17 protein-coding genes are annotated in these 17,564 nt (G+C 63.2%); 13 read left to right on the top strand and 4 right to left on the bottom strand.

What is annotated here, in order from left to right; genetic code table 11:
• Positions 1 to 163 precede the first annotated feature (163 nt).
• From HWE04_RS00600 to HWE04_RS00610, 3 genes are read left to right on the top strand one after another with little or no spacing between them, the layout of a single operon-like run.
• Positions 164 to 835, top strand: a complete 672-nt coding sequence (locus HWE04_RS00600; protein WP_182993155.1) for an amino acid ABC transporter permease — start codon at positions 164 to 166, stop codon at positions 833 to 835.
• Positions 832 to 1,488: an amino acid ABC transporter permease gene (locus HWE04_RS00605; protein ID WP_006461431.1), complete on the top strand. Its 657-nt coding sequence runs from the start codon at positions 832 to 834 to the stop codon at positions 1,486 to 1,488. Before HWE04_RS00600 ends, HWE04_RS00605 begins: the two co-directional genes overlap by 4 nt.
• Positions 1,469 to 2,203 (top strand): amino acid ABC transporter ATP-binding protein, encoded by a 735-nt coding sequence (locus tag HWE04_RS00610; protein WP_077236161.1) that lies wholly within the window; start codon positions 1,469 to 1,471, stop codon positions 2,201 to 2,203. The genes HWE04_RS00605 and HWE04_RS00610 overlap by 20 nt, the downstream gene beginning before the upstream one ends.
• Positions 2,204 to 2,326: 123 nt before the next feature.
• On the opposite strand, the gene HWE04_RS00615 is transcribed toward HWE04_RS00610, so the two are convergent.
• On the bottom strand, positions 2,327 to 2,872 hold the full coding sequence (locus tag HWE04_RS00615) for a hypothetical protein (protein WP_234294772.1): 546 nt from the start codon (positions 2,870 to 2,872) through the stop codon (positions 2,327 to 2,329).
• Between the two features lie 295 nt (positions 2,873 to 3,167).
• Between HWE04_RS00615 and HWE04_RS00620 the strand changes: the two genes are divergently transcribed.
• The 5 genes from HWE04_RS00620 (at position 3,168) to puuE (ending at position 8,909) form a co-directional block, all read left to right on the top strand.
• Positions 3,168 to 4,226, top strand: coding sequence for an adenosine deaminase (locus HWE04_RS00620; protein ID WP_234294773.1), 1,059 nt, complete (start codon positions 3,168 to 3,170; stop codon positions 4,224 to 4,226).
• A gap of 457 nt (positions 4,227 to 4,683) precedes the next feature.
• Positions 4,684 to 5,442 carry a GntR family transcriptional regulator gene (locus HWE04_RS00625; RefSeq protein ID WP_039874068.1) on the top strand — a complete coding sequence of 253 codons (759 nt, stop codon included), beginning with the start codon at positions 4,684 to 4,686 and terminating at the stop codon, positions 5,440 to 5,442.
• Between the two features lie 237 nt (positions 5,443 to 5,679).
• Positions 5,680 to 7,137: an NCS1 family nucleobase:cation symporter-1 gene (locus tag HWE04_RS00630; RefSeq protein ID WP_241811206.1), complete on the top strand. Its 1,458-nt coding sequence runs from the start codon at positions 5,680 to 5,682 to the stop codon at positions 7,135 to 7,137.
• 40 nt (positions 7,138 to 7,177) lie between these two features.
• Complete coding sequence (locus HWE04_RS00635) at positions 7,178 to 7,912, top strand: aspartate/glutamate racemase family protein (protein ID WP_241811207.1); 735 nt, start codon at positions 7,178 to 7,180, stop codon at positions 7,910 to 7,912.
• Positions 7,913 to 7,976: 64 nt separating this feature from the next.
• Complete coding sequence (gene puuE / locus HWE04_RS00640; protein WP_241811208.1) at positions 7,977 to 8,909, top strand: allantoinase PuuE; 933 nt, start codon at positions 7,977 to 7,979, stop codon at positions 8,907 to 8,909.
• Positions 8,910 to 8,990: 81 nt separating this feature from the next.
• On the opposite strand, the gene HWE04_RS00645 is transcribed toward puuE, so the two are convergent.
• From HWE04_RS00645 to HWE04_RS00655, 3 genes are all read right to left on the bottom strand, one after another.
• The gene (locus HWE04_RS00645) at positions 8,991 to 10,247 is read right to left on the bottom strand and encodes a urate hydroxylase PuuD (protein WP_241811209.1); all 1,257 of its coding nucleotides are present in this window, start codon (positions 10,245 to 10,247) and stop codon (positions 8,991 to 8,993) included.
• 225 nt (positions 10,248 to 10,472) lie between these two features.
• Positions 10,473 to 11,297, bottom strand: a complete 825-nt coding sequence (locus tag HWE04_RS00650) for a hypothetical protein (RefSeq protein WP_006461421.1) — start codon at positions 11,295 to 11,297, stop codon at positions 10,473 to 10,475.
• 436 nt (positions 11,298 to 11,733) lie between these two features.
• A complete protein-coding gene (locus tag HWE04_RS00655) occupies positions 11,734 to 11,922 on the bottom strand; it encodes a hypothetical protein (RefSeq protein WP_241811210.1) in 189 nt (62 codons plus the stop codon).
• 84 nt (positions 11,923 to 12,006) lie between these two features.
• On the opposite strand from HWE04_RS00655, the gene HWE04_RS00660 reads away from it, so the two are divergent.
• The 5 genes from HWE04_RS00660 to HWE04_RS00680 all read left to right on the top strand — a co-directional run bounded on the left by HWE04_RS00660 (position 12,007) and on the right by HWE04_RS00680 (position 17,555).
• Entirely contained in the window at positions 12,007 to 13,038 is a 1,032-nt protein-coding gene (locus tag HWE04_RS00660; RefSeq protein WP_006461420.1) for an ABC transporter substrate-binding protein, read from the top strand.
• A gap of 86 nt (positions 13,039 to 13,124) precedes the next feature.
• On the top strand, positions 13,125 to 13,910 hold the full coding sequence (locus tag HWE04_RS00665) for an ABC transporter ATP-binding protein (RefSeq protein WP_006461419.1): 786 nt from the start codon (positions 13,125 to 13,127) through the stop codon (positions 13,908 to 13,910).
• A 27-nt stretch (positions 13,911 to 13,937) separates the two neighbouring features.
• On the top strand, positions 13,938 to 14,717 hold the full coding sequence (locus HWE04_RS00670; protein WP_241811211.1) for an ABC transporter permease: 780 nt from the start codon (positions 13,938 to 13,940) through the stop codon (positions 14,715 to 14,717).
• A 206-nt stretch (positions 14,718 to 14,923) separates the two neighbouring features.
• Complete coding sequence (locus HWE04_RS00675; RefSeq protein ID WP_241811212.1) at positions 14,924 to 16,468, top strand: ABC transporter ATP-binding protein; 1,545 nt, start codon at positions 14,924 to 14,926, stop codon at positions 16,466 to 16,468.
• Positions 16,461 to 17,555 carry an ABC transporter permease gene (locus HWE04_RS00680; protein ID WP_241811213.1) on the top strand — a complete coding sequence of 365 codons (1,095 nt, stop codon included), beginning with the start codon at positions 16,461 to 16,463 and terminating at the stop codon, positions 17,553 to 17,555. Before HWE04_RS00675 ends, HWE04_RS00680 begins: the two co-directional genes overlap by 8 nt.
• Positions 17,556 to 17,564 lie beyond the last annotated feature (9 nt).

Genomic DNA, 17,564 nt, shown 5'->3' on the forward strand with positions numbered 1-17,564 from the left:
ATTGCAATAGCCCCGCAGTACCCTGCATTGCCGGTCCGATTCCGCCCGGAACCGGCGATGCACGCAGCACCAGATACACGTTTTCAGAGCAAGAGCACCATCGCAGGGCAGGCGGACAACCCGGCAGCACGCAGCAATATAAAGGCAGGGCAGACACGACATCATGGCTTATCAATTCGATTTCCTTTCCACCCTCGACTACACCGACGTCATCGTCAAGGGTGTGGTGACCACCATCGAGCTCATTGCCATCGGCGGCGTGCTCGGCGTGGCCGTGGGCATCTTCGGCGCCTGGGCGCGCACGCAGGGACCGGGCTGGCTCAAGCCCATCGTCAGCGCCTATGTGGAGATGATCCGCAACACGCCCTTCCTGGTGCAATTGTTCTTCATCTTCTTCGGCCTGCCTTCGCTGAATATCCATATCAGTGAAATCAGCGCCGCCATCCTGGCCATGGTGATCAACCTGGGCGCGTACAGCACCGAGATCATCCGTGCCGGCGTGCAGGCCATCCCGCGCGGCCAGATCGAAGCGGCGCAATCGCTGTCGATGTCGCGCATGCAGATCTTCCGCCACATCATCCTGCGCCCGGCGCTGCAGAAGATCTGGCCGGCGCTGTCCTCGCAGGTGGTGATCGTGATGCTGGGCTCGGCCGTATGCTCGCAGATCGCGGTGGAAGAACTGTCGTTCGCCGCCAACTATATCCAGGGCCGCAACTTCCGCGCCTTCGAGGCCTACATCGTGGCCACCGCCATCTACCTGGTACTGGCCATCCTGTTGCGCCAACTGCTGCGCCTGATCGGTCAACACTTCATCACCGCCCGGAGGACCGCATGATCTCGTTCACCACCTGGGACATCGTCCGCAACCTGATGCTGGCGTGGCGCTGGACCATCCTGCTCTCGCTGGTCACCTTCCTGCTCGGCGGCGCGCTGGGCCTGATCATCCTGTTCATGCGCACCTCGCGCCAGAACTGGCTGCGTCAGGTGGCGCGGCTGTACATCGAACTGTTCCAGGGCACGCCGCTGCTGATGCAGCTGTTCCTGGTCTTCTTCGGCATCGCGCTGTTCGGCATCGAAGTGCCGGCCTGGCTGGCGGCAGGACTGGCCTTGATGTGCTGGAGCGCCTCGTACCTCGCCGAAATCTGGCGCGGCTGCGTGGAAGCCGTACCCAAGGGGCAGTGGGAAGCCTCCTCGGTGCTGGCCATGGGCTACTTCCAGCAGATGCGCTACATCGTGCTGCCGCAGGCCTTCCGTATCGCCATTGCGCCCACCGTCGGCTTCGGCGTGCAGATCATCAAATCCACTGCGGTGACGTCCATCATCGGCTTCATCGAACTGTCCAAGGCCGGCACCGTCATCACCAACGCCACCTTCCGCCCCTTCACGGTGTTCGCCATCGTGGGCGCCTTCTACTTCGTGCTTTGCTGGCCGCTGTCCAAGTACAGCCAGTCTTTAGAAAGGAAATACAATGCCGCTCATCGCCATTGACAACGTCAAGAAACGCTTCGGCGACAACGAGGTCCTCAAGGGCATCAGCCTGGATGTCGAGCCCGGCGAAGTGATCGCCATCATCGGCAAGAGCGGCTCGGGCAAGTCCACCCTCCTGCGCTGCATCAACGGTCTGGAGAGCATCGACGAAGGCAACATCAGCGTGGCCGGCGCCAAGCTGGGCGCCAGCGAACTGGAACTGCGCAACCTGCGCCTGAAGGTCGGCATGATCTTCCAGCAGTTCAACCTGTTCCCGCACCTGTCGGTGGGTCGCAACGTGATGATCGCGCCGATGATCGTCAAGGGCACGTCCGAAGCCGAAGCCATGGCCACGGCCAAGGCCAACCTGGAGAAGGTCGGCCTGGGTCACAAGTTCGACGCCTTCCCCGACCAGCTCTCCGGCGGCCAGCAGCAGCGCGTGGCGATTGCGCGCGCGCTGTCGATGAGCCCGCAGGCCCTGCTGTGCGACGAAATCACCTCGGCGCTGGACCCGGAACTGGTCAATGAAGTGCTGACCGTCATGCGCGGTCTGGCCAAGGAGGGCATGACCCTGCTGATGGTGACCCACGAAATGCGCTTCGCCCGTGAGGTCTGCAATCGCCTGGTCTTCATGCACCAGGGCAAGGTCCATGAGATCGGACCGCCGGAAGAACTGTTCGGCAATCCGAAGACCCCGGAACTGCAGCAGTTCATCGGCATGACGCAGGGCGCCTGAGCGACCGCACTGTACTGCATCGATTGCCGGATAGAAGACACCCCAGGTACGGAAGATTTTCCGGACCTGGGGTGTTTTTATTTGATGCCAATGAAAGCGCTCAAGCCGAGCCGGGACGCGTGATCAGCGTTCGATCTCACACACCTTGCGATCATTCTCATAGAACACCACCGGTCCGGTGGTGAAGCGCTCCTTGGGAATGGCCACCATCAGGTAATCCTTGATGCGGTAGGAAGCGCCCGAGGCCGGGGCGCGATAGAGGTAGTTCAGGCGCAGCCGGCCATCGCGCAGGCGTACCGACAGCGGCGTGAAGACATGCGGACGTTCGGCCGCATCCGGGGCGCTCATCGTGCGGGCCACCAGCAGGTATTGCTTGCGTTCGAAGTGATCGGCCGAGGGGCCGGTGGGGCGCTGGTCACCGTTGGTCGGGGCCGGCTGCATCCAGCGGTCCCATTCGCTGCGGCTGCGGATCAGGGCGCAGAAGACCGGTTGGCGCTGGTCATCCCAGTTCTTCAGGAAGCCCTGGTAGGAACCGCTGAGAATGGTCTTGTAGGGGACCACGGTGGGGTCCTCCTCTTCGGTCCACGGCATCATGGAACAGCCGGCCATGGTGGCCAGCATGGTTCCGGTCAACATCCACTGCACAGTACCCCTGATCGTGTTGCGCATTCGTTTCCCCCAAGAAGCTTAGCATTTAATCATGTCTTGCCGGTCGCTGGCGATATTTCCTTGCATCCCCGTCAAAGTCCCGTCTGACGGGATGCCTGATACCGTGCTACTCAGAGCCTGGCGCCTGCGGATGGTTCAGCATCGCGTACGCAGATGGAGCCCGGTATGGGATTTGCGTGATAATGCGGGGTCCGGAAGGCGGCCATACTGGCGCGAACCCCGTTTGCTTGAACTGGCCCCGGGGCCAGCCTATGCCCGCCTCCCCTGTTATCGCCATTTTTGAAGGGTCGTCTCCATGAGCTCAGCAGCCATTTCCTCCACCGCCACCGGCACCGCCCTCGACGGCTTCATCGCCGGCATGCCGAAAACCGAACTGCATCTGCATATCGAAGGCACGCTGGAACCCGAGCTGATGTTCGCCCTGGCCCAGCGCAATCAGGTCGATCTGCCCTACGCCTCGGTGGAAGACCTGCGCGCCGCCTACAACTTCAGCGACCTGCAGTCCTTCCTCGACCTCTACTACGCCGGCGCCAACGTGCTGCGCACCGAGCAGGACTTCTACGACATGACGGCTGCCTACATCGCCCGCGCCCAGGCCGACCAGGTGCGTCATGCAGAGATCTTCTTCGATCCGCAGACCCATACCGAGCGCGGCATTCCAATCGCCACCGTGTTTGCCGGCATCGCCGGTGCGCTGCGCGATGCGCGTCGTCGCGATGGTTTCGGCAGCGTGATGATCATGTCCTTCCTGCGCCACCTGTCGGAAGAAGATGCCTTCGCCACCCTGGAGGCCGCCCTGCCGCTGCGCGAGCAATATGCCGACCTGTGGCTGGGCATCGGCCTGGACTCCTCCGAGCGCGGCAATCCGCCGGAGAAGTTCGAACGCGTCTATGCGCGCTGCCGCGAACTGGGCTTCCGCCTGGTGGCCCATGCCGGCGAGGAAGGCCCGGCCGCCTACGTCATCGGTGCGCTGGACGTGCTGCACGTGGAGCGCATCGACCATGGCGTGCGCAGCGAGGAAGACCCGGCCCTGATGCAACGCCTGGCGCAGCAGCGCACGCCGCTGACGGTCTGCCCGCTGTCCAACCTGAAGCTGTGCGTGGTCAAGGACATGGCAGAACACAACCTGGCGCGTCTGCTCGATGCCGGGCTGGCGGTGACGGTCAACTCCGACGACCCGGCCTACTTCGGTGGCTACATGAATGCCAACTACCACGCCGTGGCGCGCTCGCTCGAGCTGTCGCGCCAACAGGTACTGCAACTGGCACGCAATGGCATCGACGCCTGCTTCCTGTCGGACGAGGACAAGGCCATCCTGCATCAGGAACTGGAACAGTACGCCGCCGCCCACTGAGCGCAGCCCGCTTTGCCCCGCTTTCCGCCTTCCACGCCCGGCCCTGGCCGGGCGTTTTTGTTTGGCAAGACGCCGGCAAGCACGCTTCTTGCATGTGTGTGGCCCTGAATTGGCAACCGTCCCGTCCGTGAATGACGGCAACTGGACTACGCCATTGAGCAGGATTTTTGCCGGGAATCACGAGACGGATTGCCGACAATCTGTGGAACGCAGATCATGCCCTGCAACATGCCGACAAGCACTGGCCCTCAAGGCAGCACAGGCTGAGCGGCGCTGCATCGCAGCATCGAAACGCGGCAGATGGCTGAACCAAAGGGGGACACATTCCTCTCTTTTTGGTGCAGAATAAGCCCCGTTTTGTTGCACATCTGTTCCGCGATTGTTGACGATTCCTGCACTCCCTCGTCATCCGGCGAAGACCTTCCAGACCAGAATGACCAGCCAGAGCACGATCACCATGAACAAAGCCAACAAGACCGCCCGCCCCCCTGCCCCCGCCACGCGTGCCAGTGCCAGTTCCGGTACCAGCGCCCGCGAGCGTGAACACACCGGGGCGGTCGAGGAGAGGATGTATCAGGACATCTACGACGCCATCATGGAACACCGGCTGCCGCCGCGGACCAAGCTGACCGAGCAGACGCTGTGCCAGATCTACGACACGGCCCGCCACACGGTGCGCAAGGTGCTCTCGCGGCTGGCCTCGGAGGGCATGGTGGACCTGGAAGCCAATCGCGGCGCCTTCATCGCCAGTCCCTCGCACGCCGAGGTGCGCGACATGTTCGAGTTGCGCAACATCCTCGAACACGCGGTGCTGGAAAAGGTCGGGCAGGCCGCCGGGACGCGCCAGATCGCAGGCCTGCGGCGCATGGTGGAAGAAGAACGGGATTGCTATCTCAACGGCGACCGGCCGCGCTGGATCAGGCTCTCGGCCCAGTTCCACCTGGCGCTGGCGGAACTGACCGGCAACGCGTTGCTGGTGGAGACGCTGCGCAAGCTGGTCTCGCGCACCACGCTGATGATTGCCAAGACGGAGGCGCCGGGCCACAACGCCTGCTCCTTCGATGAACACGAGACCGTGCTGGAAGCGCTGGAACAGGGCGACATCGCCGCAGCCCAGTCGCATATGGCACATCACTTGCATTTGTGCGAGGACCGGGTACGGCCGGATGCGGATGACCAGTTCGATCTGCGCGCCGTGCTCGGCAAGGGACTGTGAACCACGGGCCGGCGCGCACACCCTGATTTCCCCCGACGGGGGGCCTCAGGAAGATGGAAGAAGGAAGTGAAAAAGGAAGTCAGCAACAGACAGGGCCACGTCGCGCGGCTCGCTGCAGCACCGACCGTGTGACCACCACCATGCCGCCAAGAGCATGCAGGAAGTCCGTTGAACAGCCCGGCCCCGGCCGGGCGTGATTCGTTTCGCCCCACCCTTTCTCTCTGATGGAGACCGGCCATGACTACCGATGCTTCCCCCTCTGCTTCCGGCCCCGCGCTTGCCGGCGCCACCGGCGGCAATGATGCGCGCCTGACCAATGAAGATCTCGCCCCGCTGAAAAAACAGACCTGGGGTTCCTACAACATCTTCGCCTTCTGGATGTCCGATGTGCACAGCGTGGGCGGCTATGTCTTCGCCGGCAGCCTGTTCGCACTGGGCCTGACCAGCTGGCAGGTGCTGATCTCGCTGCTGATCGGCATCAGCATCGTCTACCTGCTGTGCAATCTGGTGGCGCGTCCCAGCCAGGCGCATGGCGTGCCCTATCCGGTGATGAGCCGCTTGTCCTTCGGCGTGCTGGGGGCCAACGTGCCGGCCATGATCCGCGGCCTGATCGCGGTGGCCTGGTACGGTATCCAGACCTACCTGGCCTCGGCCGCCTTCGTGGTGGTGGTGCTGAAGTTCTTCCCCGAACTGAAGCCCTATGCCGATGTCCACGTGCACTCCTTCGCCGGCCTCTCGGCGCTGGGCTGGGGTGGCTTCCTGCTGCTGTGGGTGCTGCAGGCGCTGGTGTTCTGGAACGGCATGGAGACCATCAAGAAATTCATCGACTTCGCCGGACCGGCGGTGTACGTGGTGATGTTCCTGCTGGCCGGCTGGATGATCTACAAGGCCGGCTGGCAGAATGTCGGCCTGAACCTGGGCGAGATCAAGTACAGCGGCTGGGCAGCAGTCTCGGTGATGATCACGGCCATCTCGCTGGTGGTGTCCTACTTCTCCGGGCCGATGCTCAACTTCGGCGACTTCTCACGCTACTGCCATAGCTTCGCCGATGTGAAGCGCGGCAACTTCTGGGGCCTGCCGGTGAACTTCCTGGCGTTCTCGATCGTCACCGTGGTGACCACCTCGGCCACCATTGCCGTCTTCGGTGAACTCATCACCGACCCGGTGGAGACCGTTTCGCGCATCGACAGCACCACGGCCGCGGTGATCGGCGCATTGACCTTCCTGACGGCCACCATCGGCATCAACATCGTGGCCAACTTCGTCTCGGCCGCCTTCGATTTTTCCAACCTCTCGCCCAGCCGCATCAGCTGGCGCGCCGGCGGCATGATCGCGGCCACGGCCTCGATCTTCATCACGCCCTGGAACCTGTTCGGCAATCCCGAAGTGATCCACTACACCCTGGATGTGCTGGGCGGCTTCATCGGCCCGCTGTACGGCATCCTGCTGGCGGACTACTACCTGGTCAAGCAACGCCAGGTCAAGGTCGAGGACCTGTACACCATGCGTCCGGAGGGTCGCTACTGGTACACCAACGGGATCAACCGCGACGCCGTCAAGGCGCTGGTGCTGGCCGCTGCCGTGTGCGTGGCCTGCGTCATGCTGCCGCAATTGCGCAAGGCAGCCGACTTCTCCTGGTTCATCGGCGCGGCGCTGGGCTCGGTGTTCTACCTGATGTTCACGCGCAAGCGCTGAACGCCGTCGACATCGTCTCCCCTTGCATCAAGGAACAAGCATGCGCATCAAGCTGATCAATCCCAACACCACCATGAGCATGACCGAGGCCATGACCGCCTGCGCCCGCCAGGTGGCCGCGCCCGGCACCGAGATCACGGGCGTGAGCCCGCAGATGGGGCCGGCCTCGATCGAGAGCCACTATGACGAGGCGCTGGCCGTGCCGGGGCTGCTGCAGGAAATCGAAGCGGGCGAGCGCGCCGGCATGGATGCCTACGTGATCGCCTGCTTCGGCGACCCGGGACTGTCGGCGGCACGCGAGCTGGCCCGTGGTCCGGTGATCGGGATTGCCGAAGCGGCCATGCACATGGCCAGCCTGGTCGCCCCATCGTTCTCGGTGGTGACCACGCTGGCGCGCACCAGCGGCATGGCCTGGCACCTGGCCGAGCGCTACGGCATGCAGCGCTTCTGCCGCAACGTGCGCGCCTGCGAGATCGCGGTGCTGGAGCTGGAGAACCCGGCCTCCGATGCGCGTGCCCGCATCACCGAGGAATGCCGGCGTGCGCTGGCCGAAGACGGCGCCGAGGCCATCGTCCTGGGCTGTGCCGGCATGGCCGACCTGTGCGCGGCAATCGGTCGCGACATCGGTGCGCCGGTGATCGATGGCGTCACCGCCGCCGTCAAGCTGGCCGAGTCGCTGGTGGCACTGGGCCTGGGTACGGCCAAGGGTGGTGAATGGGCGCGCCCGCTGCCCAAGACTTATCATGGTTTGCTCAGCGGTTTTGCACGCATCTGATTTCCCACGCAGCGCCGTTGTCGGGTGCTGCGGTTTTCTTTCTTGATAGCCAAACGAAGAACTTATGTCACAGCAACAAACTTACCCACGCGACCTCGCCGGCTACGGCCGCAACCCGCCGCACGCACACTGGCCCGGCCAGGCGCGGGTGGCGCTGCAATTCGTGCTGAACTACGAAGAAGGCGGCGAGAACTGCGTATTGCACGGCGACCCCGCCTCGGAGCAGTTCCTCTCGGAGATCGTGGGCGCGGCGGCGTATCCGGCGCGGCACATGTCGATGGAATCGATCTACGAATACGGCTCACGGGTGGGTGTCTGGCGCATCCTGCGCGAATTCGAAAAACGCGGCCTGCCCATGACCATCTTCGGCGTGGCCATGGCATTGCAGCGTTCACCCGACGTCACGCAGGCGTTCCAGGAGCTGGGTCATGAGATTGCCTGCCATGGCCTGCGCTGGATTCATTACCAGAGCATGGACATCGAGACCGAACGCGCCCACATGCGCGAGGCCGTGCAGATCTTCCGTGAACTCACCGGATCGGCCCCGCTGGGCTGGTACACCGGCCGCGATTCACCCAATACCCGGCAACTGGTGGTGGAGCATGGCGGTTTCGCCTATGACTCGGATTACTACGGCGACGACCTGCCGTTCTGGACCGAAGTCCAGACCGCCAGCGGCGAAAAGCGTCCGCATCTGGTCGTCCCCTATACGCTGGACTCCAACGACATGCGCTTTGCCACGCCGCAGGGCTTCAACACCAGCGAGCATTTCTACCAGTACCTGAAGGATAGTTTCGACGTGCTGTACGAGGAGGGAGAAGAAGCGCCGAAGATGCTCTCCATCGGCATGCATTGCCGCCTGCTGGGACGCCCGGGGCGGTTCCGCGCCTTGCAGCGCTTCCTGGATTACGTGCAGTCGCACGACAAGGTCTGGATCTGCCGCCGCATCGATATCGCCGAGCACTGGCAGAAGACGCATCCCTTCGCGCAACGCTGAAGAGAAGGGCGTCGGATGGCCGGACGCCCTGCATGACATCAACATCAGGACCGATGCCGCCAGCTTCTGCTGGCGGCATTTCTACTTGATGGAGGCGCCGCTCTCGAACCACTTTCCGATCACCGCCCGCTCGTCATCGGTGATGTGGGTCATGTTCCCCAGTGGCATGGACTTCTGCACCACGGCCTGTTGATAGATCTGCTGTGCATGCTGGGCGATGTTGTCGGGGCTATCCAGCAGCACGCCCTTGCCCGGCACCGGCATCAGCGTCGGCTTGGCCGCATGGCACTGGATGCAGCGCGCCTGTATCACCTGCTGCACCTGGGCAAACCCGCCAGCCGATGGCGATGGCGCTGGCGATGCCGCGGCGCCAGCAGCCTCGGCAAGCGTGGCAGCAGCGGCCGGGGCAGCCGGCCTGGCCTGCATCGCCGGGCTCATCCAGATGATCACCGCCAGCAGCAGCACCACGGCGGCTCCGGGATACCACCAGTTGTAGACACCCTTGTGGCGCAACACGAAGAACTGCCGGATCAGGGCGCCGGCGGCCATGATGAACAGCAGCACCAGCCAGTTATGTGGCGCGCTGTAGGTCATGCTGTAGTGATTGGAGAGCATCGCGAACAACACCGGCAGGGTGAAGTAGGTGTTGTGCACGCTGCGCTGCTTGCCGCGCTTGCCGTGGATGGGGTCGGGCGCCTGCCCGGCGCGCATCGACGCCACCATCTTGCGCTGGCCCGGGATGATCCACATCAGCACATTGGCACTCATGATGGTGGCCAGCGAGGCACCGCTGATGAGGAAGGCTGCCCGTCCCGAGAACAGATGGCAGGCCGCCCACACCGAGACGATCACCTGCAGGCCCACCAGCAGGTTGACCAGCCGGTCCGCACCGGGACGGTCGCCGATGGTGCTGCAGATGGCGTCGTAGATCAGCCAGTTGAAGAGCAGGAAGGCGATGGCGGTGCCGCCAGCCATCGAGGCCGACATGTCGAACACGTTGCGGTCCACCAGGAACACGTTGGCATTGAACAGGTACAGCAGTGAAAACAGGGCAAAGCCCGACAGCCAGGTACTGTAGGACTCCCAGTAGAACCAGTGCAGATGCTCAGGCAAGGCCTTGGGCGCCAGCAGATATTTCTGCGGATTGTAGAAGCCGCCACCGTGGACCGCCCACAGTTCGCCACCGACGCCTTTTTCCTTCAGCTCGGGATCGGTGGGTGCCACCAGGCTGTTGTCCAGCCAGACGAAATAGAAGGATGAACCGATCCAGGCAATGGCCGTGATCACGTGCAGCCAGCGCAGCAGCAGGTTCAGCCAGTCGAGTAGATATGCTTCCATGATGTTCCGCTCTCAAGTACCGCCGATCATTCCCCTCACGACCCGGGGGTGATCCATTTCCGGGATTGCCGCCCCGCCGATCCGGGCGCGCCATCCATGCACCCGGGGACCGACAGTGTAGCCAATTCCGGCTCGCGCCACGCAGGCGGCGCGCCAACAAAAAATGCCGGATCGAATGATCCGGCATCGCCATGATACTGCCAGCATCGGCAGCGACCGGACCGCTTAGAAGTGGTACTCGGCGCGCACCATCGGGGTCTTGGCCAGCGAGCCCGGGACGTTGGACGGGTTGCCGAACTTGTTGCGCCAGTACTGGTATTCCAGACCGACGCGGAAGGTGTTCTTGCCCATGCCCAGCGGGGTGCCGACGTCATACATGATCTGGCCGTCGAAGTTGACTTCGGGACCGGTGGAACCGCCGAACTCGTTCTTGCCCTTGGCGGCGATATAGTTCATGTAGCCTTCGAAGGCCAGGCCAGTCGAACCCAGCGGGATACCCCAGGCCAGGTTCAGCATCGGGTGGGTATCGTAGGTATAGCGGCTGCTGATGCCCTTGGGCTGGTTACTTTCGAACAGTGCCAGCACGCTCACGTTGAGGAAGCCAGGCACATCCATCATCAGGGTCGGACCGATCACCAGCATGCGCTTCTTGGAGGCATAGCTGTTGTCGTTCTTGGTGTTCCAGTCGAAGCCCAGGGTCAGGCCCACGCTGCGTGCCGGGCCGAAGGCCAGGTTCTTGCCGCTGATCTTGCTGAAATCGAGGGTATGACGATAGGTGATGTAGGCTTCCTGCGCATTGTCATCCTTGCTGTCGGACATCAGCAGGTCGACGTTGAGGAAGTTGGTACCGTATTTGTAGCCACTGGCGTGCTGGAAGTTGACGATGTTCTTGGTGATGTCCTGCGAGTTGTACGGCTCGGCGAAGCGGGTGCCGTAGCGATAGCCAATCGAGTTGTCAGCCCAGTCGGCGGCCTGCGCCGACATGCTGCCGGCTGCCGAGGCGACCACGGCCGCCATCATCCAGTACTTCCCCTTGATACCCTTGTTCATAAGTTTCTCCCTGTATTGCTACTGTAAAAAATGCTGTTGGACCGGATCTCCGTGTTCACCCGTGGCGTCCTGCACTCTCCCCGCCACCGGATGAAACCGGCCATTCCGCTGTGCTTACCTGTCAAATAAGGCCTGGCAAATTGCTGACAGCACTGCCGACACCCGCACCGACGGCAGCCATTACGCAAAGCCCGTGCCAGCCCTTCCGAGGGCTTCGGTTGACTTGTCTGCGGTGGTCAAAAACACGAGTCGCTTTCCCCCGAAAGGACAGGCATCGGCCCGCGCAGGGGCGCAATCCTAGCCGAGTCCGGGCCGAATCCCAAGGGCCTGCAGGCGACACCCCGGGTCCGCCACTTCGATTGTCAACAATCAAACCGCTCTGCCCGCAACCGACAGGGAACAGGCAAAGGCGCAGCCGATAAGCCTTCCAGCCCTGTCATCGCATTTTTTTTAGTGCATTTTTATCTATGAAGGTGCAGACAAGCACCAAATTGTCGCAAATGGATTTTTTGATTGTCGACAAAAAATCCAGGCGCTGTCGATCATTGCCCAGCGGCTTGCTGACCGGCTTGCCGACCGGATTGCGCTTGCGGCCGCGAGCCGCGGGGAGCGTGAGGGTGCTCAACGGGGCCGGACGGCGCTTGGCACATTAAATGCTTTTAACCGGTGGGAATCTGCCATTCAAACGAACCAGGAAGGGAAGTCCACCGTGCATTCCAGCAAGTTCTTCAAATTCGGCATCAGCCTGCTGCTGGGCGCCAGCTGCACCCTCGCGGCCGCCCAGGAAACCAGGATCAAGTTCCAGCTCGACTGGCGTTTCGAGGGTCCGTCGGCCCTGTTCCTGGTGGCCAAGTCCAAGGGTTACTTCGCCCAGGAAAAACTGGATGTCACCATCGACGCCGGCAATGGCTCGGGCAATGCGGTCAACCGCGTGGCCTCGGGCACCTATGACATGGGCTTTGCCGACATGGCCGCGCTGATGGAATTCACCGCCAACAACCCGGATGCGCCGGGCAAGCCGGTGGGCGTGATGATGGTCTACAACGACACGCCGGCAGCGATCTTCTCGCTCAAGAAATCCGGCATCAAGAAACCGGCCGACCTGGTCGGCAAGAAGCTGGGGTCACCGGTATTCGACGCCGGTCGCCGTGCCTATCCCATCTTTGCCAAGGCCAACGGCCTGGACGCCACCAAGACCCAGTGGACCAGCATGGACCCGCCGCTGCGTGAAACCATGCTGGCCCGCGGCGATGTGGATGCCATCACCGGTTTCTACTTCACCTCCCTGCTGAACCTCAATGCCCGCGGCATCAAGGATGAAGACATCAACGTGATGATGTATCCGGACTATGGCGTGCGTCTGTACGGCAACGCCATCATCGCCTCCGACGCCATGGTCAAGCAGAAGCCGGAAGCCATCAAGGGCTTCCTGCGCGCCTTCGCCAAGGCCAGCCGTGACGTGATGGCCAATCCGGACGCCGCCATCAAGGTGCTCAAGGAGCGCGACGGCCTGATCGACGAAAAACTCGAACTGCGTCGCCTGAAGCTGGCCATTGCCAGCGCCATCGCCACGCCGCATGCCAAGTCGGAAGGCTATGGCCAGGTCTATGGCCCGCGCCTGACGCTGATGGCCTCGCAGGTCTCGGATGCCTACGGCACCAAGACGCGGGTCAATGCCGACAAGATCTGGAATGCCAGCTTCCTGCCCTCCAAGGCCGAGCTGGACGTGTTCCCGAAGTAAATCATTTATATTTTTTCCGGCCACGACCCTGGCTGGCCACAACGGGCCAGTCAGGATCAAGGCCGCATCCTTGGCAGACCGTTTCCATGAGCGAACCCTTCGTCGATTTCCGCCACGTCTACCTGGCCTATGATGGCGCCACCGATTTTGCAGTGGAAGACATCGACCTGCAGACCCGCGCGGGCGAATTCATCGCCATCGTCGGCCCCTCCGGCTGCGGCAAGTCGACCTTCATGAAACTGGCCACGGGCCTCAAGCAAGCCAATCGCGGCAGCGTCGTCATCGATGGTCAGCCAGTGACCGGGCCGCTGAAGTTCGTGGGCATGGCCTTCCAGGCGCCGACCCTGTTGCCGTGGCGCACTACGCTGGACAACGTGCTGTTGCCGCTGGAGATCGTCGAGCCCTACCGGCGCGATTTCAAGCAGAAGAAGGCCGAATATACCGAGCGCGCCCTGAAATTGTTGAAGACCGTAGGCCTGGAGGGCTACGCCGACAAGTTTCCCTGGCAACTGTCGGGCGGCATGCAGCAACGCGCCTCGATCTGCCGGGCGCTGATCCACGAACCCAAGATGCTGTTGCTGGACGAGCCCTTCGGCGCGCTCGACGCCTTCACCCGCGAGGAACTGTGGTGCGTGCTGCGCGACCTGTGGGCCGAGCGCCGCTTCAACGTCATCCTGGTCACGCATGACCTGCGCGAAGCCGCCTTCCTGGCCGACACCATCTACGTGATGAGCAAGCGCCCGGGGCGCATCGTGGTGCGCCGCGAAAACCCGCTGCCGCGTCCCTGCGACCTGGAAACCACCTATACCGACGGCTTCAACGCGCTGGTGCATGAACTGCGCGAGCACATCGGCCATGTGCGCAATACCTGACCCTGATCGACCGGCCAAGGACCCAACATGAAAACACCGTTCAACGGCAAGCTCAACCGCGCCGCCACCACGCTCGCGCCGTGGTTCCTGCTGATCGTCATCCTCGGCATCTGGCAGTTCATCTGCAGTGTCTGGCAGGTCTCGGACTTCATCTTCCCCAGTCCGGCCTCCATCCTGCAGGCCATGGTGGACTATGCCGGGCCGATCACCGAGCATGCGCTCTCGACCTTCTGGGTCACCATGGTGGGCTTTGCCATTGCGGTGTTCGTGGGGGTGACGCTGGGCTTCGTGATCGGCTCCTCGCCCATGCTGTATGCCGCCGCCTATCCCCTGATGACGGCCTTCAATGCCCTGCCCAAGGCGGCCTTCGTGCCGGTGCTGGTGGTCTGGTTCGGAATCGGGGCGGGGCCGGCGATCCTGACGGCCTTCCTGATTTCCTTCTTCCCCATCATGGTCAACATCGCCACCGGGCTGGCCACGCTGGAGCCCGAACTGGAGGACGTGTTGCGCGTGCTGGGCGCGCGCCGCATGGATATCCTGCTCAAAGTGGGCCTGCCGCGCTCGATGCCCTACTTCTTCGCCTCGCTGAAGGTGGCCATCACGCTGGCCTTCGTGGGTTCCACGGTGTCCGAGATGAATGCGTCCAACCAGGGCATCGGCTATCTGCTGGTATCGGCCGGGTCGTCGATGAAGATGCCGCTGGCCTTTGCCGGGCTGGTGGTGATCGGCGCCATGGCCATGGCGATGTACGAACTGTTTGCGATCATCGAACGGCGCACCACCGGCTGGGCGCATCGCGGAAAATGAAACAAATCGGGCTTTGCGCCACAGCGCCGGAGCCAACACGGCGAAAGCGGTATGCGGCGCGGCCCAATTTGTCTATGATGTCGCGCGGGCGCGCCGGCTGCTCGCTACCGGCACGGTAGGCCGCAGCAGGCAGTTGAAGAAACCGGGGCAGAGGGGCTGCCCGCGACCATCGAAGCAACAACGATACGAAACCACAGGGAAATCACGTGAGCGCAGTTCCACTCCGTCTTGAAATCAGCCACGTGCGCAAGTCCTATCCGGGCGTGCTGGCCAACGACGATGTCAGCCTGGCGGTCGCGCCTGGCGAGATCCACGCCGTGCTCGGAGAGAACGGCGCGGGCAAGTCCACCTTGATGAAGATCATCTTTGGCGCGGTCAAGCCCGATGCCGGCGAACTCCGCTGGAACGGCGAGACCGTGCAGATCGCCAATCCGCAGGTGGCGCGCAAGCTGGGCATCGCCATGGTGTTCCAGCATTTCTCGCTGTTCGATACCTTGACGGTCACCGAGAACATCGCCCTGGGCCTGGATGCCAAGACCGACCTGAAGGAACTGGCCGAGCGCATCACCCGTACCGGCGAGAAATACGGCCTGGAACTGGAACCGCAACGTCATGTGCACACCCTGTCGGTGGGCGAGCGCCAGCGCGTGGAAATCGTGCGCGCCCTGCTGACCGAGCCGCAACTGCTGATCCTGGACGAGCCGACCTCGGTGCTGACCCCGCAGGCGGTGGAAAAGCTCTTCGTCACCCTGCGTCGCCTGGCCGACGAGGGTTGCAGCATCCTGTACATCAGCCACAAGCTCGACGAAATCCGCGCCCTGTGCCATAGCGCCACGGTGATGCGCGGCGGTCGCGTGACCGGCAACTGCGATCCGCGCAATGAAAGCAGCGCCAGCCTGTCGCGCATGATGATCGGCGACGAACTGGTGCGCCTGCAGCGCGAGCGCAATCCCGATTCGCAGCGCAATGAGCGCAAGCTGCACGTCAATCGCCTGTCGCTGCCCAAGGCCCACCTGTTCGCCACCGAACTGAAGGACATCGAGTGCGAAGTGCGGGCTGGCGAGATCGTCGGCATCGCCGGGGTGTCCGGCAATGGCCAGCAGGAATTGCTGGCGGCGCTGTCGGGCGAGGACCAGCGCGCCGCGCCCAACATGATCATGCTGGGCGGCAAGGCGGTCGGTGATCTGTCGCCCAACCCGCGTCGCGCCGCCGGCCTCGGCCTGGTGCCGGAAGAACGCCTGGGACGCGGTGCCGTCCCCACGCTCTCGCTGACGGCCAACATGCTGCTGTCACACCAGAAGGCGCCTTACGTGAAGCGCGGCATGATCGATTTCGCCTTCACGCGGCGTGCCGCAGCCTCCATCATCGAACGCTTCAAGGTCAAGGCGGCAGGCCCCGATGCGCCGGCCAAGAGCCTCTCGGGCGGCAATCTGCAGAAATTCATCGTCGGCCGCGAGATGGAGCGCAAGCCCGCCGTCTTCGTGGTGGCACAGCCGACCTGGGGCGTGGACGTCGGCGCGGCGGCACAGATCCACGGCGAAATCTTGAAACTGAAACAGGAAGGGTGTGCGGTGCTGGTGATCTCGGAAGAACTTGACGAATTGTTCGCGTTATGTGATCGCCTGCACGTCATCGCCAAGGGTCGGCTGTCGCCCACCATTCCCATTGAGCAAGCCACCCGCGAGCAGGTCGGCGTGTGGATGAGCGGCCTGTGGGATGCCCCCGCCGCCACGGAGGTGGGTCATGGCTGAGCGCATGAGTTTCCCGCTGCGCCTGGAGCTGCGTGGCGCACCGTCGAAGACGATGACCTACCTCTCGCCGGTGATCGCCATCGTCGCCACGCTACTGCTGGGCGCGCTGCTGTTCCTGGCGCTGGGCAAGGACCCGCTGGCCGGGTTGAAGGTGTTCCTGGTCGATCCCTTCAGTAGCAAGCGCGCCATCAGCGAACTGTTGCTCAAATCGATACCGCTGATCCTGTGTGCGCTGGGACTGGCGGTGTGCTTCCGCGCCAGCATCTGGAACATCGGTGCAGAGGGTCAGTTCACGGTCGGCGCGCTGTGCTCGGGCGCCATGCTGGTCTGGCTGGATGTGCCGGGACATGGTATCTCCGGCGGCATGGGTCTGGTGCTCATGATCCTGGCCGGCGTGGTCGGCGGGGCGCTGTGGGCGGCGGTGACGGCCTACCTGCGCGACCAGTTCAATGCCAATGAAATCCTGGTGTCGCTGATGCTGACCTATGTGGCGCAGCTGTTGCTGATGTGGGCCGTCAATGGTCCGCTGAAGGACCCCAATGGCATGAATTTCCCGCAATCGAAAGTGTTCTCCAGCGAGTTCATGCTGCCCATGCTGCTCTCCGGCACACGCCTGCACGTGGGCTTTGCGGTGACCATCGTGCTGGCGGTGCTGATGGCGATCTTCATGATGCGCAGCCTGCGCGGCTTTTCGCTGATGGTGGGCGGGGTGGCGCCGCATGCGGCGCGCTACGCGGGCTTCTCGGCACGCTCGGCGCTGTGGGTGTCGCTCCTGATCTCGGGGGCCTTCGCCGGCCTGGCCGGGGCGTTCGAGATCGCCGGGCCGATCGGCCAGTTGCTGCCGTCGGTATCGCCGGGCTATGGCTTCGCGGCCATCATCGTGGCCTTCATCGGCCGCCTGCATCCGATCGGCGCGATTCTGGGCGGGCTGATCATGTCGCTGCTGTATCTGGGCGGCGAGCTGGCGCAGTCGCGTCTGGGCCTGCCATCGGCCATCACCGGGGTCTTCCAGGGCATGCTGCTGTTCCTGCTGCTGGCCTGCGATACCTTGATCGATTACCGCCTGGCGTGGAAAAAGAAAGTCTAAGGAATCAGG

The organism is Herbaspirillum sp. C7C2 (assembly GCF_022627865.1).
In the GTDB taxonomy this organism is placed as follows: domain Bacteria; phylum Pseudomonadota; class Gammaproteobacteria; order Burkholderiales; family Burkholderiaceae_D; genus Herbaspirillum; species Herbaspirillum frisingense.